Origin of the sequence: Micromonospora sp. CA-246542, from assembly GCF_050942905.1 — a bacterium.
Lineage (GTDB): Bacteria > Actinomycetota > Actinomycetes > Mycobacteriales > Micromonosporaceae > Micromonospora.
Map to the genome: position 1 here is coordinate 1,739,917 of NZ_CP192040.1, position 23,925 is coordinate 1,763,841.

The following is a 23,925-nucleotide window of genomic DNA, read 5'->3' on the forward strand; positions in this document are numbered from 1 at the left end:
AGGGGAAGGCCCCGGCGAACCGCCAGGGCCTTCCACAACTTCGTGCGCGTCAGCAGGCGTACGCCTCCAGGCGCTGGGCCCGCTCCGGCGCGCGCAGCTTCAGCAGCGTCCCCTTCTCGATCTGCCGGATGCGCTCGCGGGAGAGGCCGAACTCCCGGCCGACCTCGTCCAGGGTGCGCTGCCGACCGTCGTCCAGCCCGAACCGGAGCCGGATGACCGCCTGCTCCCGCTGCGACAGCGTGGCCAGCACGACACTCACCTCGTTACGCAGCTCGCCCTGCGCGGCTCCCTCGCCCGGGTCGGTACGCGGGTCCACCGCGGCCACGAAGTCACCGAGCGCGCTCTCCCCGTCGTCGCCGACGGCCTGGTCCAGGCTGACCGGCTCCCGGTCGTACGAGATGAGTTCGATGACCTGGTACTCGGGGATCTCCAGTGCCCGGGCGATCTCCGCGACGCCGGGCTCGCGGCCCAGCGACACCGCCAGCTCGCGGCGGGCCCGGACCATCCGGTTGACCTGCTCGACCATGTGCACCGGGATACGGATGGTGCGGGCCTGGTCGGCCATGGCGCGGGTGATGGCCTGCCGGATCCACCAGGTGGCGTACGTGGAGAACTTGTAGCCCTTGGCGTAGTCGAACTTCTCCACCGCCCGGATCAGACCGAGGTTGCCCTCCTGGATGAGGTCCAGGAAGGCCATCCCGCGTCCGGTGTAGCGCTTGGCGATGCTGACCACCAGCCGCAGGTTCGCCTCCAGCAGGTGGTCCTTGGCCGCGCGGCCCTCGACGACGATCAGCTCCAGGTCGGCCCGCAGTTCGTCCGAGACCGGAGTGCAGGTGACGAGCTTCTCCTCGGCGAACAGTCCGGCCTCGACCCGCCGGGCCAGCTCGACCTCCTGCGCGGCCGTCAGCAGCTTCGTCCGACCGATGCCGTTGAGGTACGCCCGGACCAGGTCGGTGGAGATGCCGCGCTCGTCGGTGGCGTCCAGGTCGGTGAGGGCGTCGGTCTCGGTGCTGGTGGCTGGGCGCGTCCGCTGTTCCGTCATCTCTGTCTCCCCGTATCCCACGTCTGTGCCGTGTCTCCGGCCCAGTGGTGCCGGTGTGAGACACAGCTTGGCGGGCGGGACGTGAAACGGGAGTGAGCTGATCGTGGACCCGACAGCAATCCCGCAGGATCGCCACAAAAAACTGTCACCAGACCGCTTGCCGCCCACCCCCGGCGTTCCCGGCGATCCCGGCGCCCCCGGTGATCAAGAGGTTCGCGTCAAGAATCGTGCGGAATTTGACGCGAACCTCTTGATCGACACGGGGAGGGAGGGGGTTAGAGGTCTAGGAGGATTGTTTTGGGGCCAATGTTGGTGCTTTCCACGAGCATGTGGGTGCGGAAGCGGCCGGTCTCGACCTTCGCGCCGCAGTGGCGCAGGGCTTCCACCACCGCCGTCACCAGGGGTTCGGCCACGTCGGCGGGGGCGGCTGCCGTCCAGCTTGGACGGCGGCCCTTGCGGGCGTCGCCGTAGAGGGTGAACTGGCTGACCACCAGGATCGGCGCCCCGACGTCGGCGGCGGACCGCTCGTCGTCCAGGATGCGCAGCTCGTGCACCTTGCGGGCCATCGTCGCGGCGGTCTCCGCGGTGTCGGTGTGCGTCACGCCGAGCAGCACCAGCAGGCCGTCCTCGATCGCGCCAACCACCTCGTCGTCCACCGTCACGCTGGCCCGCCCGACCGTCTGCACCACGGCCCGCATCAGCGCACCACCGGCTCGATGAAGCCGCGCTCGACCAGGTGCGCGACGATCGGGCCGGCCGCCTCGGCCATCTCGGCGGGCTCGACCTCGTGGGCCGCCGCGAGCAGGGCGAGCTGGTCGCGGAGCGGTAGGCGGCCGTCCGCCCCGCCGACCAGCGCCAGCACCAACGGATCGATCTCCTCGGTCCAGCGCAGACCGTGCGGCATCGCGAGCACCTGCCGGTCGACCGCCCAGCCCTCGTCGCCCATGGTGGCCTCCTGGCGGAGCTGGAGACCGTTGGCGGCCCGGTAGCGTTCGGCGAGCAACGCCTCGGTGTCGCGTACCCGCAGGAAGTCCTGTCGGTCGAACCAGGCGCCGATCTGGTCGCCCAACGGCGGCTGGACCCGCTGGCGCAGGTCCTCCACGCGGACCACCGGATCGGTGTGGCCGCCGCGGCGCAGCGACACGATCCCGAAGCCGATCGCCTCGATCTTGTGCTGGTCGAACCAGTCCAGCCAGACGGCCGCCCGTTGCGGGTCGGTGCCCTCACCGACGTCGGTGAGCCACAGGTCGACGTACGCCATCGGGTCGGCCACCTCGCGTTGGATCACCCAGGCGTCCAGCCCGGTGCCGGCGAACCAGCCGGCCACCCGCTCGTCCCACTCCTCACCGGCGACGTGCACCCAGTTCGCCAGGTACTGCATGGTGCCGCCCTCGGTGAGCAGGCCGGGGGCGGCGGCGGCCAGCTCGGCGGCGATGGCGTCACCCACCCGACCCGAGTCGCGGTAGACGTGTGTGGTGGTGCCCGGGCCCACCACGAACGGCGGGTTGCTCACCACCAGGTCGAATCGACGGCCGGCCACCGGCGCGACCATGTCGCCGCGCAGCAGCTCCCAGTCCTGGCCGTTGAGGGCGGCGTTCGTCGCCGCGAAGCGCAGGGCCCGCTCGGAGAGGTCCGTGGCGGTCACCGTGTCGGCGTGGGTGGCCAGGTGCAGGGCCTGGACGCCGGAGCCGGTGCCCAGGTCCAGGGCGGCGCCGACCGGCCGACGTACGGTCGCCCCGATCAGGGTGTGGGTGGCGCCGCCGATACCGAGCACGTGTTCGGCGTGCAGGGGTCGCCCGGGCCGGGCCGAGGCCGGCACGTCGGCGAGCACCCACCAGTCGTCGCCGTACGGTTCCAGGTCGACTCCGGCGCGCAGGCCCTCGTCGTACGGCTCGACGATCCCGCCGGCCAGCGCCTCGGCGAGCCCCAACGGGGCCAGCGCGGCGGCGACGGCGGCCTCCGGTTCGGTCTGGTCGCAGATGAACACCCGGATCAGCGTGGCGAGGGGGTCGCGGTCCTCGGTGGCGCGCAGCGCGGCCCGATAGTCGTTGCGCCCGACCGAGGCGGTGGCCTGCGGGCCGAGCCGTTCGGCGATGCCGTTGCTGGTGAACCCGGCCCGGGCCAGCGCGGTCCGCAGCGCGTCGACGCCGGCGGGGGAGAGCAGCATGTCGTGTTCGTCCACCCCGACATCCTGCCCCGCGTCGCGTCCCGGGTCGGCGGCACCCGCCGACGGACGTCGGAGCGTCGGTGTCCGACCGGGTCGGTGGGCGGGGCAGGATGGTGGCCATGACGCTCGTGCTCCCCATCGACCCCGAGGCCAACCGTCTGCTGGAGCGCAGCCCGCTGGCCCTGCTGGTCGGCATGGTCCTTGATCAACAAGTCTCGATGGAGAAGGCGTTCTCCTCGCCGTACGTGCTGGCGCAGCGGCTCGGTCACGACCTAAACGCGGCGGAGCTGGCCGGCTACGACACGGAGGCGCTGATCGCGCTCTTCGCCACCCCGCCGGCCCTGCACCGGTTCCCGAAGGCGATGGCGACGCGGGTGCAGGAGGTCTGTCGGGTGCTCGTGGAGCGCTACGACGGCGACGCGGCGCTGTTGTGGTCGGGCGTCGCCGACGGGCCGGAGCTGCTCCGGCGCGTCGCCGACCTGCCCGGCTTCGGCAAGCAGAAGGCGCAGATCTTCGTGGCGCTGCTGGGCAAGCGGTTCGGGGTGACTCCGCAGGACTGGCGGACGGCGGCCGGCGGGTACGGCGACCCTGGCGCGTACCGGTCGGTGGCGGACGTCACCGACGCCGACTCGCTGCGCCGGGTGCGGGAGTACAAGCAGCAGATGAAGGCGGCGGCGAAGGCCGATCAGGGCTGACGTTCAGGCGGCGGTGGGGTGCGCCAGGGAGGCCAGCGCGCGCCGTACGTCGGCCAGCGAGACGGTGGCCGAGTCGTCCAGGTCGGCGAGGCCGGCCTCGATCCACTGCCGCATGAGCGTGGTGACCCCGATGCCCCGGGCGTCGGCGGCGGCGCGGACCCGCTCGTAGGTCTCCAGCGGCAGCCGGACCGACCGGCTCACCATCGGCACGTCGGTGTCGGGTGTGGGCAGGTCCACCGCGGGGCTCTCGTCGATCAGCTCGGCGAGCCGGTCGTCGCCGCTGTGGAACTGCTTCGTCGCGTCGTTGCGGTGCATCGTCACGGCCCCCCTCATCGGCGATCTCTCCGCACGGCCTCGTCGTAGCGCTTGGACTCGACGTCGCTCAGCTCGCGGGCGGAAAGGATGTCCCAGTCGTTGTCGGTGCCATCGGCCTCGGCGAGCAGCACCGCCAGGCGGCGGCCCCGGCGGGCGGCGGCGTAGACCACCATCACGTCGTCGCCCAGGTGGCGGATGACCCGTCGCGCGCTGTGCAGCGCCTCCCAGACTTCCCCGGGCGTGACGTCGTAGACCCTCAGGTTGGCCAACGCCTCGTCGGTGAAGCTGAACCTGCTGCCCACGTCGCGCAGCGTACCACGCGCGTAACACGTACCGGGATGACTCGATATTCGCTGATCACGGCTTCGTGGTGACAGGATGGGGCGTAATCCCCTCGAGGAGGTCCCTGGTGAAGCGTCAGGCGTACGAGCCGATTCTGATCACCGATGCCTCGCGCAGCCAGCACGATCAGCTCACGAGCCGTCAGCGTCGCTACATCCTCATGATGGGCATCCGGGTGGCCTGCATCGTCGCCGGAGCGATCCTGGTCGGCGCGAAGGCTCCCCTGCTCTGGCTCTGGTTGCCGCTGTGCGCCCTCGGCATGGTGCTCATCCCGTGGCTGGCCGTGCTGCTGGCGAACGACCGGCCGCCCAAGGAGGAGCACCGGCTGGCCAACCGGTTCCACCCCCGGCGGCGGATCGAGACCCCACCCATGAGCCTCACCGCCGAGGAGCGTCCTCACAAGATCATCGACGTCGAGCCCTGACCCGCCCCGCGGGCCAGGGCTCCGACGCCTCAGGCCGGTGGTCGGGCGCCGACGCTGGAGACGGCGAGCGCCCCCAGTTCGGTCGCGCGGTCCAGGGCCGCGCTCGCGCTTGCCCCGCCGAGCCAGGCGGTCAGCAGGCCGGCCGCGAAAGCGTCGCCGGCCCCGGTGACGTCCACCACCGCCACCCGCCGGGCCGCCGCCACGCTGACCGTGGCCGTGCGGCCCTCGACCCACACCGCGCCCGCCGCGCCACGCTTGACCACCACCCGTCGGGCCGTCGCCGACAACGCCCGCCCCTGCGCCGCCGGGTCCAGACCGCCGGCCAGCACCGTGGCCTCGTCCGCGTTGACCAGGAGCAGGTCGACGTCGCGTACCCAACCCAGGAAGGCCCGCGCGCCGACGCGCCGCAGCGGCCCCGCGGAGGCCGCGTCGACGCTGGTGGTGAGCCCGAGCTCGCGGGCGACGGCCAACGCCCGCAGTCCCGCTGCGCGCGACGCGGCGTCCAACAGGGTGTACGCGGACAGGTGCAGATGCCCCGCGTCGGGCGCGGCCGCGACGGCCTTCTCGACGTGCTCGGCGCTCAACCGCAGGTTCGCGCCCCGCGACGTGACCATGGTCCGCTCGCCGTCGGCGGTCAGCACGACCACCGTGCCGGTGGGTACGCCCGGCACCCGTTCGACGGCGCAGTCCACGCCCGCGCGGGCCAACTCGGCCGCCCGGTCGCGCCCCGCGTCGTCGTCGCCGACCGCGCCGACGAGCGTGACGGCGAATCCCTGGGCGGCCACCCAGGCGGCGGTGTTGGCCGCCTGCCCGCCGCCGCCGAGGCTGATCTCGGCCGCGGTGTCCGTGCCGGCCGCGAGCGGCCCGGTGAGCACCGCGACCACGTCGGTGATCACGTCTCCGACGACGACCACGCGGGTCCCAGGGGTCATGCCGGGACGGCGGCGCGGGCGACCGTGGCGACCGCGATGCGCGCGGCCAGGTCGGCGTTGCGCAGGATGATCCGGATGTTCACCGTGAGGCTCGCGCCCTCGGTGGCCGAGTGGAAGTGCGCCAGCAGGTACGGCGTGACGGCCTTGCCGGTCACCCCGTCCCGCTCCAGCAGGGCCAGGCCGTCGGCGAGGGTCCGGTCGTGCAGCTCGGGGTCGAGCTGCTCGTCGACCGGCAGCGGGTTGGCGACGAGCAGTGCGCCGGTGTGCACGGCGTGCTCGTCCCGGGCGGCCAGTACGGCGGCGACCTGCTCCGGCGAGTCGACCGACCAGTCCAGGTCGAAGCCGGCGTCGGTGAGGTAGAAGCCGGGGAACCGTCGGGTGCGGTAGCCGAGCACGGCGACCCCGAGGGTCTCCAGGCGCTCCAACGTCGCGCCCACGTCGAGGATCGACTTGACTCCGGCGCAGACCACCGTGATCGGCGTCTGGGCCAGGGTGACGAGGTCCGCCGACTCGTCGAAGGTGTGCTCCGCCTCCCGGTGCACCCCGCCCAACCCGCCGGTCGCGAACACCCCGATCCCGGCGGCCGCCGCCACCGCGCTGGTCGCGGCCACGGTGGTGGCGCCGTCCGCGCCGGTGGCCGCCGCCACGGCCAGGTCGCGCACCGAGAGCTTCGTCACACCATCGACGGTGGCCAGTCGGGTCAGCTGCGCGTCGTCCAGACCGACCACCAGCTCGCCACGGATCATGCCGATCGTCGCCGGCACCGCCCCGGCGTCCCGGACCGCCTGCTCGATCTCCCGCGCCACCCGCAGGTTCTGCGGACGGGGCAGGCCGTGCGAGACGATGGTGCTCTCCAGTGCCACGACGGGTCGGCCGTCGCGCAGGGCTGCGGCGACCTCGGTGCCGTAGCTGATGCGAAAGTCAGTCACACGGGCACCGTACGGGGTCGGATGCCGGCCGGCCTCAAGTGGACCCGGCCGTGATGACCTGCCAAACTTGTCCGTTGGAGGTGCAGACGTGAGCACAGAGGTTCTCGAGCGTCCGGAGCTGAAGGACGCCGACACCGGTCCGGAAATGTTCCACTACGTCCGCAAGGAGAAGATCGCCGAGAGTGCCGTCATGGGCACCTTCGTCGTCGCGCTCTGCGGAGAGACCTTCCCGGTCACCAAGGCGGCCAAGCCGGGCTCCCCGGTCTGCCCCAAGTGCAAGGAGATCTACGACTCGTACCGCGAGTGAACCCCGGCCGGTCCTTCGGCCGGCGACGTAGCCTGCGGCGGTGACCACCTCCACCGCCCTGCTCCTCGCCGACCTGACCGGGGTCGCGGTGTTCGCCGCCTCCGGGGCCTCGGCCGCGGTGGCCAAACGGCTCGACCTCTTCGGTGTCGCGTTCGTCGGCTTCGTGGCCGCGCTCGGCGGCGGCATCTTCCGCGACCTCGTCATCGACGAGGTGCCGCCGCTGGCCTTCGCCGACTGGCGGTACGCCACGACCGCCGCGATCACCGCGGTCGCCGTGTTCTGGCTGCACCCGCAACTCGCCCGGCTGCGCACCACCGTGCTGGTGCTCGACGCGGCGGGCCTTGCGTTGTTCACCGTGACCGGCACGCTCAAGGCGCTCGACGCCCGGGTGCCGGCCGTCGGCGCGTGCCTGATCGGCATGCTGACCGCGATCGGCGGCGGGCTCGGCCGGGACCTGCTCACCGCGGAGATCCCCGTGGTGCTGCGCCGGGAGATCTACGCGGTGGCCGCGCTGGCCGGCTCGGTCGTGGTGGCGCTGCTGTACCTGACCGGCCAGGCCGATCCGGTGCCGCTCACCGCCGCCGCCGTCGGGGTGTTCGGATTGCGCCTGCTCGCGCTGCGCCGCCGCTGGTCCGCGCCGGTGGCGACGTTGCGGCCACCGCGCACCGGCGACCCCTGGTGAGGCCCGTCCCGCCGCGGTCGCGGATGTGACCAGCGGGGCGTCGCCTGGGCCTGCGGGCGCGCGCTGGTTATGCTGAGTCGGCCTTCGCGGCAGCTTCTGCGCGGAGGCGTTTTCATGGGCGGCGGTACTCGTGGCCCTCGCCCGGTGTCCGCCGTCGTGCGGTCGGAGAGGAGCTTCGCGTGGCAGCCCGGACGCCGGTGCTCGAGACGTTCCCGGCACTGCGTGCCTGGCAGCGCAAGGCCCTGGTGGAGTACCTGCGCCGGCGCGGCGACGACTTCACCGCGGTCGCCACGCCGGGCGCCGGCAAGACCACCTTCGCCCTGCGCATCGCGGCCGAACTGCTCGCCGACGGCACCGTCGAGGCGGTCACCGTGGTCGCCCCGACCGAGCACCTGAAGACCCAGTGGTCCGAGGCCGCGGCCCGGGTGGGCATCCAGCTCGACGCCGCGTTCCGCAACGCCGACCTGCACTCCGCCGCCGACTTCCACGGCGCCGTGATCACCTACGCCCAGGTCGGCATGGCCCCGCAGGTGCACCGGCGACGCACGATGACCCGTCGCACCCTGGTCATCCTCGACGAGATCCACCACGCCGGGGACTCCCGCACCTGGGGCGACGGCGTCAAGGCCGCCTTCGAGCCGGCCGTACGCCGGCTCATGCTCACCGGCACGCCGTTCCGCTCCGACGACAACCCGATCCCGTTCGTCGAGTACGAGCGGGGCGGTGACGGGCTGCTGCGCTCCCGCGCCGACTCGGTGTACGGCTACGCCGACGCGCTGCGCGACGGGGTCGTCCGGCCGGTGCTCTTCCTCGCCTACTCGGGGGAGACCCGCTGGCGTACCAACGCCGGGGACGAGCTGGCGGCCCGCCTCGGCGAGCCGATGACCCAGGATCTGGTGGCGCAGGCGTGGCGTACCGCCCTGGACCCGGCGGGGGACTGGATGCCGCAGGTGCTGCGCGCCGCCGACGCCCGGCTCACCGTGCTGCGCAACGCGGGGATGCCCGACGCCGGTGGCCTGATCATCGCCACCGACCAGCAGACCGCGCGCTCGTACGCCAAGCTGATCGAGCAGGTGACCGGTGAGAAGGCCGCCGTGGTCCTCTCCGACGACCAGGGCGCTTCCGCGCGGATCGCGACGTTCGCGGCGTCCGACCAGCGGTGGCTGGTCGCGGTGCGGATGGTGTCCGAGGGTGTCGACATCCCCCGGCTCGCCGTCGGCGTCTACGCCACCAGCGCCAGCACGCCGCTCTACTTCGCCCAGGCGATCGGCCGGTTCGTGCGGGCCCGCCGCCCCGGCGAGACCGCCTCGGTGTTCCTGCCCAGCGTGCCGCACCTGCTCGGACTGGCCAGCGAGATGGAGAACGAGCGGGACCACGTCCTGGGCAAGCCCAAGGAGTCCGACGGCCTCGACGACGACCTGCTGGAACGCGCGCAGCGCGACGACCAGGCCAGCGGGGAGCTGGAGAAGCGGTTCGCCGCGCTCTCGGCCACCGCCGAACTGGACCAGGTGATCTTCGACGGCGCGTCGTTCGGGACCGCCGCGCAGGCCGGTACGCCCGAGGAGGAGGAATACCTGGGCCTGCCCGGTCTGCTCACCGCCGACCAGGTCTCGCTGCTGCTGACCAAGCGGCAGGCGGATCAGATTGCCGCCCAGCGTCGTCGTACCGCCGAGCGGGCCGCTCAGCCGGCCGCTGCGCCCTCGGCGGCGCCTCCGGTACCCCTGAGTGCCGCCCAGCGCCGTGTGGCGCTCCGGCGTCAACTCAACGCTCTGGTGGCCGCCCGGCACCACCGCACCGGCCAGCCGCACGGCAAGATCCACGCCGAGCTGCGCCGGCTCTGCGGTGGGCCGCCGAGCGCCCAGGCCACCATCGAGCAGCTCGAGGAACGCATCGCCACCGTGCAGACCCTCTGACCCCACGAACCCCACGCCCCCAACACGAACGCAGGCGGGCATCCGGCCCCCTCCGCAACCCAGGCACCCCCGGGCACCCGAGGCACCTTGGCCACCCAAGGCACCCCGCGCATCCGAGGCACCCCGCGCAGCCCAGGCCCCCCGGCCACCCGAGGCACGCCGCGCATTCGGGGCACCCCGGCCACCCGAGGCACCTTGGCCACCCAAGGCACGCCGCGCATTCGAGGCACCCCGCGCATCCCAGGCCCCCCGGCCACCCGAGGCACGCCGCGCATTCGGGGCACCCCGGCCACCCGAGGCACCCCGCGCGCACATTCGAGGCACCCCGCGCATTCGAGGCACCCCGCGCATCCCAGGCCCCCCGGCCACCCGAGGCACCCCGCGCATTCGAGACGCCCCGCGCATCCCAGGCCCCCACGTGTCGCGTGCCCACCAAGATCGTGCTCGATCACTGATGTAGTGGTGTCACGGGTCTGTGAGGCCACTACATCCTGGTTCGAGCACGATCTTGGCCGGCGCGGCGCGGCGCGGCGCGGGCGCGGGCGGAGCGGGGAGGGCCCGGTGCCCAAGATCTGTGCAACTTCGGGGATGTTGCTGCCTCTCGCGCGTCGGAACCAGCAACATCCCCGAACTTGCGTGGATCTCGGCGGGCGCTGGCCTGGCCTGGCCTGGGCAGGGCAGGGCAGGGAAAAGCCGACCGGAGGCACCCCGTGTGGGGTACCTCCGGTCGGCTATGTCGGTCGCGGACTTAGTTCGCCATCAAATCGGCGCCACGCCAGGTGAACTCGGGGTCCGTCGCGAACCGCACGGTGATCTTCACGAGATCCTCCGCGTACTTGTTCGCGTGGTGCCCACAGAACACCAACTCGCTCCCACCCGAGAGAGAGATACGGAGCTTGCCGGCAGCATTGCAGCGGTCGCACCGTTCATCGGCGGCTGGGGGAGCCACCGTCTCGGGCGGCGGCGTGAGGGTCGGGGTCATCGCCTTCCTCCTCTGGTCGTCACCGATGAACAATCTCTTCGGTCGTTGCTCACCTATCGTGCAACACCCGTGCTGGGCCTTGCCTTCCCTGTGTGCCCGCGGGGGACCGAGGTCACACATGGCAGGGACAGTGTGCCGTGAACCCAGGGTGCCACGTCAACGATCACATTCGTGTATCCGGACGATCACCACCTGGCGTTGCACGCCAGGTGGTCAAAACGACACGTTCGGTTGACGAAACAGGCTCAGTCCAGGTAATCCCGGAGAACCTGCGACCGGGACGGGTGCCGCAGCTTGGACATCGTCTTGGACTCGATCTGGCGGATCCGCTCCCGGGTCACCCCGTAGACCTGACCGATCTCGTCCAGCGTCCGCGGCTGACCGTCGGTCAGGCCGAAGCGCAGCCGTACCACGCCCGCCTCCCGCTCGGAGAGCGTCTGCAGCACCTGCTGGAGCTGGTCCTGCAGGAGCGAGAACGAGACGGCGTCGACGGCGACGACGGCCTCGGAGTCCTCGATGAAGTCACCGAGCTGACTGTCGCCCTCGTCACCGATGGTCTGGTCCAGCGAGATGGGCTCCCGAGCGTACTGCTGGATCTCCAGCACCTTCTCGGGTGTGATGTCCATCTCCTTGGCCAGCTCCTCCGGAGTGGGCTCGCGGCCCAGGTCCTGGAGCAGCTCACGCTGTATGCGGCCGAGCTTGTTGATGACTTCGACCATGTGCACCGGGATGCGGATGGTGCGGGCCTGGTCGGCCATGGCGCGGGTGATGGCCTGCCGGATCCACCAGGTGGCGTACGTGGAGAACTTGTAACCCTTGGTGTAGTCGAACTTCTCGACCGCCCGGATGAGACCGAGGTTGCCCTCCTGGATGAGGTCGAGGAAGGCCATGCCGCGTCCCGTGTACCGCTTGGCCAGGGACACGACCAGACGGAGGTTCGCCTCGAGCAGGTGGTTCTTGGCGCGCTCGCCGTCCCGGGAGATCCAGCCCAGGTCGCGGACCATCTCCCGGGCGAGCTTCTCCTCGCCCTCGTCGGCCGCGCGCAGCTGCTCGGCGGCGTACAGCCCGGCCTCGATCCGCTTGGCCAGCTCCACCTCCTGCTCGGCGTTGAGCAGCGGGACCTTGCCGATCTGCTTCAGGTACGCCCGGACGGAGTCGGCGGAGGCGGTCAGCTCGGCGTCGCGCCGGGCCTGCTTGAGCGCCTCGGACTCCTCGTCGTCCCACTCGAAGTCGTTGTCGGTGGCCGACGCGGCGGCGTCGGTCTCGGCGGCCTGGGCCAGCTCGGCCGGCTCCTCGACCACCACGTCCTCGATGGTGGCGGCGAGCTCCTCCGGGTCGATCTCACCCTCGGCGCCCTCGGCCCCCTCGCCCTTGGCCTTGCCGGCCGCCTTGACCGGCTTGGCGCCGGCCGCCGCGGCCACCGTGGCCTTGGTCGCGCGGGTGGACTTGGTCGCCTTGGCCGGGGCGGCTGCCGCGGCGGCGACCCCGGCGGTGCTGCCGGCGGCCTTGCGAGCGGCCACCTTGCGCGGGGCGGGCGTCGCCGACGGCTCGTCGGAGGCGGGCGCCTGCTTCGGGGCGGGCGCGGCGGCCTTCTTGGTCGTCTTGGCGGTGGTGGCTCGGGACGCGGGGGTCGTCGAGCGAGCTGCGGCGACCCGGCGGCGGGTGCTGGCCGAGCCGTCCACCACCACGGTCACTCCCGCCTCGGAGAGCGCCCGCAGGATCTTCTTGGCCTGGGCCGGAGTCACCTCGGCGGTCTCGACGGTGCGCGCGAGCTGAGCCGACGTGAGCTGACCGCCAGCGCTCTGCGCATGGGCGATCAGGGTGTCGGTGAGCGAGCGAACGTCGGCGCCGGGCTGGCGGGGTTCTGTCACGAATGACCTTCCGGAGGCGAAGAGCGGGCACGGCCGGGTCGTCCGGCACGGCGGGTCAACCGGGCCGGGCGATGTGGTTGAGGGACCCCCGTGTCCCGGGCCGGCCGGTGGTCGGCGGTCCGTGGCGCGTGGGCAGGGGTGAATTGTAACGCCGTCTGCGGCGATCATCCTGCGCCGCACGGCGTAACGGCGGCGGGACCGCCGATTCGGCGCAGATGTGGACTTTGTAAGGATGATACTCGCGCACGGCCCGCAACGCCCCGGTCGTGCCGGAAGGGGACCCTGAAATGGACCGTTCGGCACCGCCACCGCGGGAATTGTTGGAGATCGCGATCGAGGTGGCGCGGGACGCCGCGGCGACCGCGTACCGGATGCGGGTCGAGGGAGTTTCCGTGGCGGCGACCAAGAGCACGGTCACCGACGTGGTCACGGCCGCCGACCGAGCCGTCGAGCGCCAGGTTCTCGACGCCCTGCGCCGGCTGCGGCCGGGGGACGCGGTCCTCGGCGAGGAGTACGGCACGACGGACACCGGTCCGGTGGCGCCGGGCGGGGTGCGGTGGATCGTCGACCCGATCGATGGCACCGTGAACTACCTCTACGGGTTGCCGTACAGCGCGGTGTCACTGGCCGCCGAGGTGGACGGGACGGTGGTCGCCGGCGTGGTGCGCAACGTGCACACCGGTGAGGAGTGGACCGCCACGGCCGGCGGCGGGGCGTGGCGCGACGGCGTCCGGCTGCGCTGCTCGGGTGAGACCGACCTGGGGCAGGCGCTGGTCGGCACCGGTTTCGGCTATGACGCCGGCCGTCGGGCGCACCAGGCGTCGGTGGTGGCCGGGCTGATCGCCTCGGTACGGGACATCCGCCGCCTCGGCGCCGCCGCGCTGGACCTCTGCATGGTCGCGGAGGGCCGGCTGGACGCGTACTTCGAGAAGGGGTTGTCGGCCTGGGACCAGGCCGCCGGGGGCCTGGTGGCCGCCGAGGCGGGTGCCCGGGTGGCCGGCCTGGCCGGTCGCCCGGCCGGCCCGGACCTGGTGATCGCGGCCCCGCCGGCCCTCTTCGCCGGGCTGCACGACCGGCTGGCCGCCCTGGACGCCTCCGGCGGCCCCTGACTCCGGTGGCTGCCGGTCAGGCCGTCACTTCTTGGGGCCGGGGGACGGGCAGGAGCCCGGCGGCGCGACCGGCGGGCCCAGGTCGCCGAGGGACTGGTTGACCTCGGTGGTGGTGGCGAGCTGCTGGAAGCCGTTGCCCAGCACCACGTCCACGGTGTCGTCGGTGCGCTTGGGGTCGTACACCGGGTCGGCGTTGTCCAGGAAGTACGCCTTCAGCAGGTGGGCGGAGCTGACACCCTTGGGGCCGAACTTCAGCACGGCCACGTCGTCGATGCCCTTGGGCGCGTTGCCGACCTTCTTGACCTGGAACTTGCGGTTCCGGAAGTCGTCGGCGACGGCGCTCGCCCGGCCCGGCTCGTCGGTCGCGTTCAGGACGTTGATCTTGACGTCCTTGGTCTCGTGCAGGGTGACGTCGGCCAGCGGCCAGCCGTCCGGGCAGCTGCCCGCCGCGCCGGCCTCGCCCTGACTGTCCCGGACGATCGCGGTGATCACGAACGCCAGCGCCAGGACCCCCAGCAGGCCGACGACGACGAGTGCTCGCACTCGCGCAAAACTCATCTGGGCGCTCCCCGGAGCTGAGGTGGGTGGTGGCGGCCGCCAACGATCGCGCTGACCGTCGGCCGTCGAATACGCCGCTGAGGTTAACGGTTGTCCGGCCGTCGCGTGGAAACAGTCCGACATGCCGGCGCGCCGACCGCGAACCGGGTACTACTACCCCTATCTTCGTGTCGCCTGAATCACATTGGGAACAACTTCGCGTGCGGGGGCGTACATCTCAGCCGCGAGGGCGGTATACATGCCTCGCCCAAGGGGGGGTAAGGTTCCGCGCTCGCAGGGGAGTGGCCCCAGCGGTCCCGACCCGTACGGTCCGCGGGTCGGGTGCCCGACACAAGTGGTTGCCGGCCAGCGGAACCGAAACAGCGTCGTCCGGCGTTACAACCGGAAGCGACAACATCGATATGGGAGAGTGACATCCGATGGCCACCGACTACGACGCCCCGCGTCGCGACGAGGTCGACCTCGGCGAGGACAGCCTGGAAGAGCTCAAGGCCCGGCGCGTCGACTCACAGTCGGGCGCGGTGGACGTCGACGAGGCCGAGGTCGCCGAGAGCTTCGAGCTGCCCGGTGCCGACCTGGCCGACGAGGAGCTCACTGTCAAGGTGCTACCGATGCAGCAGGACGAGTTCCGTTGTGCCCGCTGCTTCCTGGTCCACCATCGCAGCCAGCTGGCGGTCGAGCGTAACGGCGAGCTGATCTGCCGAGAGTGCGTCTGACACGCACGACACCGGCGGCGGCCTCCTGATCGGGGCCGCCGCTACCGGTGTAGGCGTGCGACGCCGGTGGGTACCTGCTTGACTCGTAGCGGGTAGCCACAGCACCGGGAGGTTCCACCCATGAGCGATCGAGGCGACACCACCGACGGCGGCGCGGACGACCTCGGCGCCACCGTCGCGGCGTTGACCGAGGACGACATCGCGCCGGCCCGGCGACGCCAACTACTCACCCGGATGGTGTCCCAGGCCCGCAGCCGGGGCATCTCCGACCTGTTCAAGCCCCGTGCCGCGGTGCGCTGGATGGTCGACACGGTGGCCGAGATAGCCCCGCACGTGCCGGTCCGGGACCTGGCCACCCTGCGTCGACACTTTCCCGACCTGGACGACGCCGCTCTGGCCGAGCGACTGATCCGTAACGCCTCCCGCACCACGGCCGGGATCGGCGCGGCCGGCGGGGGAGTCGCCGCCGTCGAGTGGACGGTGGCGCCCACGCTGCTCTCCGCGCCCGTGCTGCTCGCCGCCGAGACCGTCGCCGTCGTGGCGGTGGAGCTGAAACTGATCGGTGAGCTGCACGAGATCCACGGCGTGTCGTTGCCCGACGCCGGCAGTCAGCGGGCGGTGGCCCTGGTGCACTCCTGGGCCACTCAGCGCGGGGTCAACCCGATGGTGCCCGGCGTGGGCGTCGGCGCGGTGCTCGGCACCGCCGCCCGCAAGGAGATGCGGGACATGCTGCTGCGCCGCTTCGGTCGTAACCTGACCACCCTCGGGCCGTTCCTCACGGGCGCGGCGGTGGCCAGCTTCCTGAACCGCCGGGCCACCCGCCAGATGGCCGACCAGCTCCAGGCGGACCTGCGTCGTCGCGGCATCGCCCGGCCGGCGCCACCGCCGGCCCTGCCCGGCCCGCCCACGGGCACCTGAGGGGCCCTGGGCGGCGTTCAGCCCGGCTCGCCGGCCGTGGAGTCGGCGGGCCTGGCGTCGGCGGGTCTGGTGGCGGAGGGCCTGGCGTCGGTGGGCCCGGCGTCGGCGGGCCTGGCGGCGTCCCGGGCGGCCAGCAGCGCCTCGGCCAACTCGACCGGACGCCTGCTGCTCACCACCCAGAACGGGGTCGGGTCGGCCGGGTCGTCGAGCACCACCTGCACGGCGCCGCTGATCCACGGCCGCTGCACCACGAAGGCGAGCGGGTCGGCGCCCACACCCAGCACCTCACGACGCCCGGAGGCGTCCAACGGGACCACGTCGGCCACGAAGCGCGCCGGCAGCCGGGCGTCGTCCACCCGCAGCTCACCGTCGACGACCGCCACCCCGATCCGGCCCAGCCACCACAGCCCGACGGCCGTGACCGGCAGCAGCACGGCGAAGGGCACCCAGGCGCGGGCGCCGGAACCACCCATCCAGATCTCGACCGCCAGCAGTCCGGCGGCCACCAGGCTGATCAGCCACAGCCACCAGGGCAGGTCCAGCCGTTCGGCGTACGCCGGGCGGGCCGGAACCCCTGGCCGATCGGCGGACGGGGAGGGCGACATGCTCACTCCTGCGAGGGTACGGCGCACGACGGGCCGGCCAACCGGCAGGATGGCAGGGTCACCGGAGACAACCGGACCGAAGAGGGGACCCGTGACCGACGTCGTACCCGTGCCCGTACGGCTGCTCGATGCCGAGCTGCCGATGCCCACGTACGCCCATCCCGGCGATGCCGGGGCCGACCTGGTGGCCGCCGCGGACGTGGAGCTGCCGCCCGGCGGCCGGGCCCTGGTGCCCACCGGCGTGGCCGTCGCCCTGCCGGACGGCTACGTGGGCCTGGTCCATCCCCGGTCCGGCCTGGCGGCCAGGCTCGGCGTGACCGTGCTCAACGCGCCCGGTACGGTCGACGCCGGCTACCGGGGTGAGATCATGGTCAACCTGATCAACCATGATCGGGACACGCCCGCGAAGATCTCTCGCGGGGACCGGATCGCCCAGCTCGTGATCCAGCGGGTGGCGCGGGCGCGGTTCGAGCCGGTGGCCGAGCTGCCCGGGTCCGCGCGTGGGACCGGTGGGCACGGTTCGACCGGTGGGCACGCTCAGCTGGTGCCGTCGCCGGCCGGCGGGCAGACGGAAGAAGTGGCAGGGTGATCGTGAACAGCGGAGGGTGGGCGCAGTGATCTTCTCCCGAAAGCGGGCCGATGCCGGGCGGCACACCCGCGACGAGCGGGCCACCGAGGTCCTCGACGAGGGCGGCGCGGGTCCGGCGCTGGTGCGCGGGCCGTACGACATCTCCGAGGTCGACGACGAGGTGCAGCGGCTCGACCTGGGAAGCCTGCACATTCCGGCGGTCGCCGAGGTGGAGGTGCGGGTGCAGGCCGACCCGCAGGGCGTGATCCAGCAGGTCGTGCTGGTGCACGGGGACAACGCGTTGCAGCTCGGCGTCTTCGCGGCCCCCCGGTCCGAGGGGATCTGGGACGAGGTGCGCGAGGAGATCCGGCAGTCGCTGCTGCGGGACGGCGCCTCCGCGCAGGAGGTCGACGGCGAGTACGGCACGGAGTTGCACGCCCAGGTACGGACCCCGGACGGCCCGACCAACCTGCGGTTCGTCGGCGTCGACGGGCCGCGCTGGATGGTCCGCGGCGTCTTCCAGGGGCCGGCGGCCACCGACTCGGCCAGTTCGGGCCCGCTCGCCGAGTGCCTGGAAGGCCTGGTGGTCGACCGTGGCCAGGAGGCGAAGCCGGTCCGTGAGCCGCTGCCGCTGCGACTGCCGCGCGAGATGGCCGACCAGGCCGAGGACGCGTCCAGCGAGCCCCGCCAGGTCTGAACGACCGCGTCCCGGCCCGCCGGAACCGGCCCTGTCGGCGTACGCTGGCGGGACGGTTCCGGCGTCGCCGGAGCCGGGCCGGTCCCGGCGAACGTGGAGAGGGTGACGCGGAGGTCATGACGACCGACGAGAGCAAGGTGTCGCTGCGGCGCATCCTGCAACGGTTCACCGCCAGCGAGGCCGAGATCGACGCGCAGGAGTTGCGGCAGGAGAGCGCCGAGTGCGGTGGCGTCCTGGCCCAGCAGTGCTCCCGGGGCCAACTGGTCTCGGTCGCGGGTCGGCTGCGCACCGTCGTCTACACACCGCGCACCAACCTGCCCACGCTGGAGGCCGACCTGTACGACGGCAGCGACGTCGTCACCCTGGTCTGGCTGGGCCGGCGGCACATCTCCGGGATCGAGCCGGGGCGGCACCTGACCGCTCGTGGCCGGGTGGCGATGCGCGACGACCGCAAGGTCATCTACAACCCGTACTACGAGCTGGACTCGCCGAAGTGACGGCGCCGGGGACGGAAGGCCGGTCATGACGACGGGACAGGACCGGGCGGCACAGCCGGAGACTCCTGCCGAGGACGACGAGGCGCTGCCGACGATCGCCGAGCAGATGGCCGACCAGCTCGGCGGCTGGCGTGGGCTGGTCGAGTCGAGCATCCCGGTGGTCGTCTTCGTGGTCGCCAACATCATCGGTGACCTGCGGCCCGCCGTGATCGCCTCGGTGTCCGTCGCGCTGCTGATCGCCGGGCTGCGGCTGGCCCAGCGCCGGCCGATCCGACATGCGGTCAACGGTCTGTTCGGCGTCGGCATCGGCGCCGCGATCGCGTGGCGCACCGGCGATGAGCGCGACTTCTACCTGCCCGGCATCCTCTACGGCATCGGCTACGGCATTGCCCTGCTGATCTCGGCGGCCGTCCGACAGCCCCTCGTCGGTTGGATCTGGTCGGTGCTGGTCGCCAAGGGCCGCTCCGAATGGCGGACCGACCCGAAGCTGGTGCGTACCTTCACCCGGCTGACCGTGCTCTGGGGCGTGGTGTGGCTCGCCAAGGTGGGCGTGCAGGCCGGGCTCTACCTGGCCCACCAGGACACCGCGCTGGGCGTGGCCCGGTTGGCCCTGGGCTATCCGCCGTACGCGCTGTTGCTGCTCATCACCGTCTGGACGGTGCGCCGGGTCACCCGGGAGCCACAGCCCACCCCGCTGCCCGGCGCCTGAGCAGGGCAGCGCCGGGCCGGCTCAGCGTGAGCCGCGGGTCCGCTCGACGCTGTCCGGGCCGAGGATGACCGCGCGCACGTCGTCCTCCACCTCGGCCGTACAAACGAAGATCAACTCGTCGCCGGCCTCGATGGGGTCGTCCGGGCTGGGCACCAGGACACGCTTGCCGCGCAGGATCGCCACCAGGGCGGAGTCGCGGGGCAGCGGCACCGCGTGCAGGGGCTGACCGACGTACGGGGCGGTCGGCGGCAGGGTGATCTCGACCAGGTTGGCCTCGCCCTGCCGGAACGTCATGAGCCGGACCAGGTCGCCGACGGTGACCGCCTCCTCGACCAGGGCGGCCATCACCCGGGGCTTGCTCACCGCGACGTCGACGCCCCACTGCTCGGTGAAGAGCCACTCGTTCTCCGCCCGGTTGACCCGGGCGACCACGCGCGGCACCGCGAACTCGGTCTTGGCCAGCAGCGACAGCACGAGGTTGGTCTTGTCGTCGCCGGTGGCGGCGACCACCACGTCACAGCCGGCGACGTTCGCCTCCTCCAGGCTGGCCACCTCGCACGCGTCGGCGAGCACCCACTCGGCGGCGGGCACCCGGTCCGGTCGGAGCATCTTCGGTTGACGCTCGATCAGCATCACCTGGTGGCCGTTCTCGATCAGCTCCTGGGCGATCGAACGGCCCACGTTGCCGGCGCCGGCGATGGCGATCCGCATGGCTCAGTGCCCTCCTTCCGGCGGCGTCGCCGCCACCGCCGTGACCGCAGCCACGATGTCGTCGCTGACCAGCATGAACACCTGGTCACCCTCCTGTACGAGGGTGGACGCGGTGGGCAGCGTGCCGATGCCGAAGCGGATCAGGTAGGCCACCCGCGCACCCGAGGCCTGCTCCAGCACGTGCACCGGGTGACCGATCCACTCCCGGTGCACCGGCACCTCGACGATCGACACGGTGCTGGTCGGGTCGCGGAAGATCTCCACGTTGCCCTCGGGCACGAGGTGCCGCAGCATCCGGTCGGCCGTCCAGCGCACCGTCGCCACGGTGGGGATGCCGAGGCGCTCGTACACCTGCGCCCGGCGCTGGTCGTAGATCCGGGCCGCGACCCGGGACACGCCGAACGTCTCGCGGGCCAGGCGCGCCGAGATGATGTTGGAGTTGTCGCCGCTGGAGACCGCGGCGAAGGCGTCCGCCCGCTCGATGCCGGCCTGGCGCAGCACCTCACCGTCGAAGCCCGCCCCGGTCACCGTGATGCCGGCGAAGTCGGGGCCGAGCCGGCGGAAGGCGTCGGCGTCCTGATCGATCACCGCCACCGAGTGTCCCCGGGACTCCAGGCTGTGGGCGAGGGTCGATCCGACCCGCCCACATCCCATGATCACGACGTGCACGCTGTCCCTCCCAAGGTGCGTACCGTTCCCGCTGCCGGTGGCCTTCGAGTGCGAGCCTGCCACGTCCCGGTCGAGAGCGGGGACCGACCGTACCCCGCCGCCGTACGCGGCGATGATCGCCCACCCCCGCGTTCGCACCGTGGTGGTCGTACTCTTGGCGTTCGTGGCCAGTCCCACCTCGCTGCTGAAGCGGCTGCTCCTCGGTCGACCGTTCCGGTCCGACCGCCTGCAGCACACCCTCCTGCCGAAGCGCATCGCGCTGCCCGTGTTCGCTTCCGACGCGCTGTCCAGCGTCGCGTACGCGCCTGACGAGATCCTGCTGACCCTGTCGATCGCCGGCGCGTCGGCGTTCGTGTTCTCCCCGTGGATCGCCCTCGCGGTCGTCGTGGTGATGCTCACGGTGGTGGCCAGCTACCGGCAGAACGTGCACGCCTACCCCTCCGGTGGCGGGGACTACGAGGTGGCCACGGTCAACCTCGGCCCCAAGTTCGGCATCGGGGTGGCCAGCGCCCTGCTGGTCGACTACGTCCTCACGGTGGCCGTGTCCGTCTCCTCGGGGGTGGCCAACCTCGGCTCGGTGGTCCCGTTCGTGGCCACCCACAAGGTCATGATCGCGGTCCTCGCGGTGATCCTGCTGACCGCCGTGAACCTGCGCGGGCTGCGCGAGTCGGGTACCGCCTTCGCCATCCCCACCTACGGCTTCGTGATCGTGATGGGCGGAATGCTGCTCACCGGGCTGTTCCGCGTCTTCGTCCTGGGGGACGACCTCCGCGCGCCCAGCGCCGACCTGGTCATCCAGGCCGAGCACAGCGTGACCGGCTTCGCGCTGATCTTCCTGCTGCTGCGGACGTTCAGCTCGGGCGCGGCCGCGCTCACCGGCGTCGAGGCGATCTCCAACGGCGTCCCCGCGTTCAAGGCGCCGAAGAGCCGCAACGCCGCCACCACACTGCTGCTGCTGGGCGCGATCGCGGTGAGCCTGCTCGTCGGGATCATCTGGCTGGCCCGCCTGACCCACCTGCAGTTCGTCGAGGACCCCGCCCTGCAGATCGTCTCGGGCCCCGACGGGTACGTGCAGAAGACGGTCACCACCCAGCTCGGCGAGACGGTCTTCGGCGCCGGCTCGATCCTGCTCTACGTGGTGGCCGGGATGACCGCGCTCATCCTCTTCCTGGCCGCGAACACCGCCTTCAACGGCTTTCCGGTACTCGGCTCGATCCTCGCCCAGGACCGCTACCTGCCCCGTCAGTTCCACACCCGGGGCGACCGGCTGGCCTTCTCCAACGGCATCACGTTCCTCGCCCTCTTCGCGATCGTCCTGATCGTCGGCTTCCAGGCCGAGGTGACCCGGCTCATCCAGCTCTACATCGTCGGGGTGTTCGTCTCGTTCACCGTCTCCCAGGCCGGCATGATCCGGCACTGGAACCGGCGGCTGCGCACCGAGCGGGACCCGGAGGCCCGCAAGCGGATGCACCGCTCCCGGGCCATCAACACGTTCGGCATGGGCCTGACCGGCACGGTGCTGGTGATCGTCCTGATCACCAAGTTCCTGCTCGGCGCGTGGATCGCGATCGCCGCGATGGCGGTGATCTACGCGCTGATGCTGGCCATCCGCCGGCACTACGACCGGGTTGCCGCCGAGCTGACCCCGCCGGACGAGAGCCGGGGCGTGCTGCCCGCCCGCAACCACGCGATCGTGCTGGTCAGCAAGCTGCACCAGCCGACGTTGCGGGCCATCGCGTACGCCCGGGCCACCCGCCCGGACACGTTGACGGCGGTGACCGTCAACGTGGACGAGAAGGACACCCGCGACCTCCAGGCCGACTGGGAACGGCGGGAGATGGCGATCCCGCTCACCGTCGTCGACTCGCCGTACCGGGAGATCACCCGGCCGATCCTGGACTTCGTCGCCTCCACCCGCCGTACGTCGCCGCGCGACGTGGTCACCGTCTTCATCCCCGAGTACGTGGTGGGGCGCTGGTGGGAGAACCTGCTGCACAACCAGAGCGCGCTGCGCCTCAAGGGCCGGCTGCTGTTCGAACCGGGGGTCATGGTGGTCAGCGTGCCGTGGCAGCTCGCCTCGACCGCCAGCAAGAACCTGGACCGGCTCGACGCCACGCTCTCCAACACGCCGGCGCGTGGGCCCCGGGGCACCGTGCCGGCGGCGGTGGTCGCGCCGCCGCCCGGCGAGGCCGCCCCGGCCGGCGGCGAGACACCGGGAGACAGCCGTGACTGAGCGTACGACCGCGGGTGCGACTGCGGCTGCGGCATCGGCATCGGCATCGGCCTCGGCCACGGCCACGGCCTCGGTTTCGACGGCCGAGCGGGGCCTCGGCGAGGCGGAGCGGGTCGAACTGACCGTCGACGCGGTGGCCCCCGGCGGGCACTGTGTCGCCCGGGTGGACGGGCAGGTGGTGTTCGTCCGCCACGCGCTGCCCGGGGAACGGGTGATCGCCGAGGTCACCGAGGTGCACCGGGGGTTCGTCCGGGCCGACGCCGTGACCGTGCTGGACCCCTCGCCGGACCGCGTGGAGCCGCCCTGCCCGTACGCGAGGCCGGGCGCCTGCGGCGGGTGCGACCTGCAACACGTCGACCCGGCCGCGCAGCTGGCCTGGAAGACCGCCGTGGTGCGTGAGCAGTTGGCCCGTCTCGGTGGGCTCACCGACGTCGAGCTGGACCGGCTCGGCGTCCGGGTCGAGGCGCTGCCGGGCGGACTGCTCGGCTGGCGTACCCGGGTCCGCTACGCGGTCGACGCCGCCGACCGGGCGGGCCTGCTCAAACACCGCTCGCACGAGGTCGTGCCGATCGACCGTTGCCGCATCGCCCACCCGGCCATCCAGCAGCTTGCGGTGCTCAGTCCGACCGGCGCGCGCTGGCCGGCGGCGGAGGCGGTGGAGACCGTCGCCAGCGGCGGAGGGGACGTGAGCGTCGCCGAGGTCCGCGACGGGGTCGTCACCCCGGTGAGCGGGCCCACCGAGGTCCGTGAGGTGGCCGCCGGGCGGAACTGGGCGCTGCCCGCGTCCGCGTTCTGGCAGGTGCACCCGGCGGCGGCCGACACGCTGAACACGGCCGTGCTGGAGCTTCTGGACCCGCGGCCGGGCGAGGTCGCCTGGGACCTCTACGGGGGCGCCGGGCTGTTCGCCGCCGGGCTGGCCGCCCGCGTCGGCGCGTCCGGTCGGGTGACGCTGGTGGAGGCCTCCGCGCAGGGTGTCGCCGCCGCCCGGGAGAACCTGGCCGACCTGCCCCGCGTCGAGGTCGTGTCGGCGCGGGTGGAGACCGCGCTGGCCCGTCGACGGATCACCGGCCCGGTCGACGTGGTGGTGCTCGACCCGCCGCGCTCCGGCGCCGGCGCGCCGGTGGTGCGCGCTCTGGCCGCCGCCGGTCCACGGGCGGTCGCGTACGTGGCGTGTGACCCGGCGGCCTTTGCCCGGGACGTCCGCACCTTCGCCGAGCTGGGGTGGCGGCTGGCGGCGCTGCGCGGCTTCGACCTGTTCCCGATGACCCAGCACGTCGAGTGCGTCGGACTGCTGCTGCCGCCGGCCTGACCAGGTGCTCAGCCGGCTGCTCCGG

General features: G+C 72.5%; 27 protein-coding genes. 14 read left to right on the top strand and 13 right to left on the bottom strand.

Annotated elements, in window-relative coordinates:
* Positions 1–49 precede the first annotated feature (49 nt).
* The 3 genes from sigB to ACQP0N_RS08170 form a co-directional block, all read right to left on the bottom strand.
* Positions 50–1,042 (bottom strand): RNA polymerase sigma factor SigB, encoded by a 993-nt coding sequence (sigB, locus tag ACQP0N_RS08160; RefSeq protein WP_433118853.1) that lies wholly within the window; start codon positions 1,040–1,042, stop codon positions 50–52.
* Between the two features lie 275 nt (positions 1,043–1,317).
* Positions 1,318–1,740, bottom strand: a complete 423-nt coding sequence (dtd, locus tag ACQP0N_RS08165) for a D-aminoacyl-tRNA deacylase (protein WP_433118855.1) — start codon at positions 1,738–1,740, stop codon at positions 1,318–1,320.
* Positions 1,740–3,224, bottom strand: a complete 1,485-nt coding sequence (locus tag ACQP0N_RS08170; RefSeq protein WP_433118857.1) for a DUF7059 domain-containing protein — start codon at positions 3,222–3,224, stop codon at positions 1,740–1,742. Before ACQP0N_RS08170 ends, dtd begins: the two co-directional genes overlap by 1 nt.
* A 95-nt stretch (positions 3,225–3,319) precedes the next feature.
* Here ACQP0N_RS08170 and ACQP0N_RS08175 point away from each other — a divergent pair, with 95 nt between their 5' ends.
* On the top strand, positions 3,320–3,904 hold the full coding sequence (locus ACQP0N_RS08175) for an HhH-GPD-type base excision DNA repair protein (RefSeq protein ID WP_433121503.1): 585 nt from the start codon (positions 3,320–3,322) through the stop codon (positions 3,902–3,904).
* Between the two features lie 3 nt (positions 3,905–3,907).
* On the opposite strand, the gene ACQP0N_RS08180 is transcribed toward ACQP0N_RS08175, so the two are convergent.
* Complete coding sequence (locus ACQP0N_RS08180; protein ID WP_363660806.1) at positions 3,908–4,219, bottom strand: hypothetical protein; 312 nt, start codon at positions 4,217–4,219, stop codon at positions 3,908–3,910.
* Positions 4,220–4,233: 14 nt separating this feature from the next.
* Entirely contained in the window at positions 4,234–4,521 is a 288-nt protein-coding gene (locus ACQP0N_RS08185; RefSeq protein ID WP_124771959.1) for a hypothetical protein, read from the bottom strand.
* A 104-nt stretch (positions 4,522–4,625) separates the two neighbouring features.
* On the opposite strand from ACQP0N_RS08185, the gene ACQP0N_RS08190 reads away from it, so the two are divergent.
* Entirely contained in the window at positions 4,626–4,985 is a 360-nt protein-coding gene (locus tag ACQP0N_RS08190; RefSeq protein ID WP_433121505.1) for a DUF3099 domain-containing protein, read from the top strand.
* Positions 4,986–5,014: 29 nt separating this feature from the next.
* On the opposite strand, the gene ACQP0N_RS08195 is transcribed toward ACQP0N_RS08190, so the two are convergent.
* Complete coding sequence (locus ACQP0N_RS08195) at positions 5,015–5,917, bottom strand: carbohydrate kinase family protein (RefSeq protein WP_433118858.1); 903 nt, start codon at positions 5,915–5,917, stop codon at positions 5,015–5,017.
* The gene (locus tag ACQP0N_RS08200) at positions 5,914–6,846 is read right to left on the bottom strand and encodes a pseudouridine-5'-phosphate glycosidase (RefSeq protein WP_355053273.1); all 933 of its coding nucleotides are present in this window, start codon (positions 6,844–6,846) and stop codon (positions 5,914–5,916) included. Before ACQP0N_RS08200 ends, ACQP0N_RS08195 begins: the two co-directional genes overlap by 4 nt.
* An 88-nt stretch (positions 6,847–6,934) precedes the next feature.
* Here ACQP0N_RS08200 and ACQP0N_RS08205 point away from each other — a divergent pair, with 88 nt between their 5' ends.
* The 3 genes from ACQP0N_RS08205 to ACQP0N_RS08215 all read left to right on the top strand — a co-directional run bounded on the left by ACQP0N_RS08205 (position 6,935) and on the right by ACQP0N_RS08215 (position 9,748).
* On the top strand, positions 6,935–7,153 hold the full coding sequence (locus tag ACQP0N_RS08205) for a DUF3039 domain-containing protein (RefSeq protein ID WP_007456912.1): 219 nt from the start codon (positions 6,935–6,937) through the stop codon (positions 7,151–7,153).
* A gap of 40 nt (positions 7,154–7,193) precedes the next feature.
* Positions 7,194–7,835, top strand: a complete 642-nt coding sequence (locus tag ACQP0N_RS08210; RefSeq protein ID WP_433118860.1) for a trimeric intracellular cation channel family protein — start codon at positions 7,194–7,196, stop codon at positions 7,833–7,835.
* A gap of 179 nt (positions 7,836–8,014) precedes the next feature.
* Entirely contained in the window at positions 8,015–9,748 is a 1,734-nt protein-coding gene (locus ACQP0N_RS08215) for a DEAD/DEAH box helicase (RefSeq protein WP_433118862.1), read from the top strand.
* 748 nt (positions 9,749–10,496) lie between these two features.
* Here ACQP0N_RS08215 and ACQP0N_RS08220 read toward each other — a convergent pair.
* A complete protein-coding gene (locus ACQP0N_RS08220) occupies positions 10,497–10,730 on the bottom strand; it encodes a DUF7455 domain-containing protein (protein ID WP_355053276.1) in 234 nt (77 codons plus the stop codon).
* 245 nt (positions 10,731–10,975) lie between these two features.
* Complete coding sequence (locus ACQP0N_RS08225; protein ID WP_433118865.1) at positions 10,976–12,601, bottom strand: RNA polymerase sigma factor; 1,626 nt, start codon at positions 12,599–12,601, stop codon at positions 10,976–10,978.
* 287 nt (positions 12,602–12,888) lie between these two features.
* On the opposite strand from ACQP0N_RS08225, the gene ACQP0N_RS08230 reads away from it, so the two are divergent.
* The gene (locus ACQP0N_RS08230; RefSeq protein ID WP_433118867.1) at positions 12,889–13,710 is read left to right on the top strand and encodes an inositol monophosphatase family protein; all 822 of its coding nucleotides are present in this window, start codon (positions 12,889–12,891) and stop codon (positions 13,708–13,710) included.
* A 24-nt stretch (positions 13,711–13,734) separates the two neighbouring features.
* On the opposite strand, the gene ACQP0N_RS08235 is transcribed toward ACQP0N_RS08230, so the two are convergent.
* The gene (locus ACQP0N_RS08235) at positions 13,735–14,253 is read right to left on the bottom strand and encodes a LytR C-terminal domain-containing protein (protein ID WP_355053301.1); all 519 of its coding nucleotides are present in this window, start codon (positions 14,251–14,253) and stop codon (positions 13,735–13,737) included.
* A 434-nt stretch (positions 14,254–14,687) separates the two neighbouring features.
* On the opposite strand from ACQP0N_RS08235, the gene ACQP0N_RS08240 reads away from it, so the two are divergent.
* Both ACQP0N_RS08240 and ACQP0N_RS08245 read left to right on the top strand, forming a co-directional pair.
* Positions 14,688–14,984, top strand: coding sequence for a DUF4193 domain-containing protein (locus ACQP0N_RS08240; protein WP_007075406.1), 297 nt, complete (start codon positions 14,688–14,690; stop codon positions 14,982–14,984).
* Between the two features lie 120 nt (positions 14,985–15,104).
* The gene (locus tag ACQP0N_RS08245; RefSeq protein WP_433118869.1) at positions 15,105–15,902 is read left to right on the top strand and encodes a hypothetical protein; all 798 of its coding nucleotides are present in this window, start codon (positions 15,105–15,107) and stop codon (positions 15,900–15,902) included.
* Positions 15,903–15,919: 17 nt separating this feature from the next.
* Here ACQP0N_RS08245 and ACQP0N_RS08250 read toward each other — a convergent pair whose 3' ends face one another.
* Positions 15,920–16,507: a DUF3093 domain-containing protein gene (locus tag ACQP0N_RS08250; RefSeq protein ID WP_433118871.1), complete on the bottom strand. Its 588-nt coding sequence runs from the start codon at positions 16,505–16,507 to the stop codon at positions 15,920–15,922.
* A gap of 91 nt (positions 16,508–16,598) precedes the next feature.
* Here ACQP0N_RS08250 and dut point away from each other — a divergent pair, with 91 nt between their 5' ends.
* The 4 genes from dut to ACQP0N_RS08270 all read left to right on the top strand — a co-directional run bounded on the left by dut (position 16,599) and on the right by ACQP0N_RS08270 (position 18,978).
* The gene (gene dut, locus ACQP0N_RS08255) at positions 16,599–17,096 is read left to right on the top strand and encodes a dUTP diphosphatase (RefSeq protein WP_355053281.1); all 498 of its coding nucleotides are present in this window, start codon (positions 16,599–16,601) and stop codon (positions 17,094–17,096) included.
* 25 nt (positions 17,097–17,121) lie between these two features.
* Complete coding sequence (locus tag ACQP0N_RS08260; RefSeq protein ID WP_433118872.1) at positions 17,122–17,772, top strand: DUF3710 domain-containing protein; 651 nt, start codon at positions 17,122–17,124, stop codon at positions 17,770–17,772.
* A gap of 116 nt (positions 17,773–17,888) precedes the next feature.
* Positions 17,889–18,269: an OB-fold nucleic acid binding domain-containing protein gene (locus ACQP0N_RS08265; protein ID WP_357122730.1), complete on the top strand. Its 381-nt coding sequence runs from the start codon at positions 17,889–17,891 to the stop codon at positions 18,267–18,269.
* A gap of 25 nt (positions 18,270–18,294) precedes the next feature.
* The gene (locus ACQP0N_RS08270) at positions 18,295–18,978 is read left to right on the top strand and encodes a DUF3159 domain-containing protein (RefSeq protein WP_433118874.1); all 684 of its coding nucleotides are present in this window, start codon (positions 18,295–18,297) and stop codon (positions 18,976–18,978) included.
* A 21-nt stretch (positions 18,979–18,999) separates the two neighbouring features.
* On the opposite strand, the gene ACQP0N_RS08275 is transcribed toward ACQP0N_RS08270, so the two are convergent.
* Together ACQP0N_RS08275 and ACQP0N_RS08280 are read right to left on the bottom strand one after the other, a co-directional pair.
* Entirely contained in the window at positions 19,000–19,689 is a 690-nt protein-coding gene (locus ACQP0N_RS08275; protein WP_355053285.1) for a potassium channel family protein, read from the bottom strand.
* 3 nt (positions 19,690–19,692) lie between these two features.
* Positions 19,693–20,358, bottom strand: a complete 666-nt coding sequence (locus tag ACQP0N_RS08280) for a potassium channel family protein (RefSeq protein WP_355053302.1) — start codon at positions 20,356–20,358, stop codon at positions 19,693–19,695.
* A gap of 163 nt (positions 20,359–20,521) precedes the next feature.
* On the opposite strand from ACQP0N_RS08280, the gene ACQP0N_RS08285 reads away from it, so the two are divergent.
* Both ACQP0N_RS08285 and ACQP0N_RS08290 read left to right on the top strand, forming a co-directional pair.
* Positions 20,522–22,591: an APC family permease gene (locus ACQP0N_RS08285; RefSeq protein ID WP_433121508.1), complete on the top strand. Its 2,070-nt coding sequence runs from the start codon at positions 20,522–20,524 to the stop codon at positions 22,589–22,591.
* Between the two features lie 118 nt (positions 22,592–22,709).
* Positions 22,710–23,900 (top strand): class I SAM-dependent RNA methyltransferase, encoded by a 1,191-nt coding sequence (locus ACQP0N_RS08290; protein ID WP_433121510.1) that lies wholly within the window; start codon positions 22,710–22,712, stop codon positions 23,898–23,900.
* The last annotated feature ends 25 nt before the right edge of the window (positions 23,901–23,925 follow it).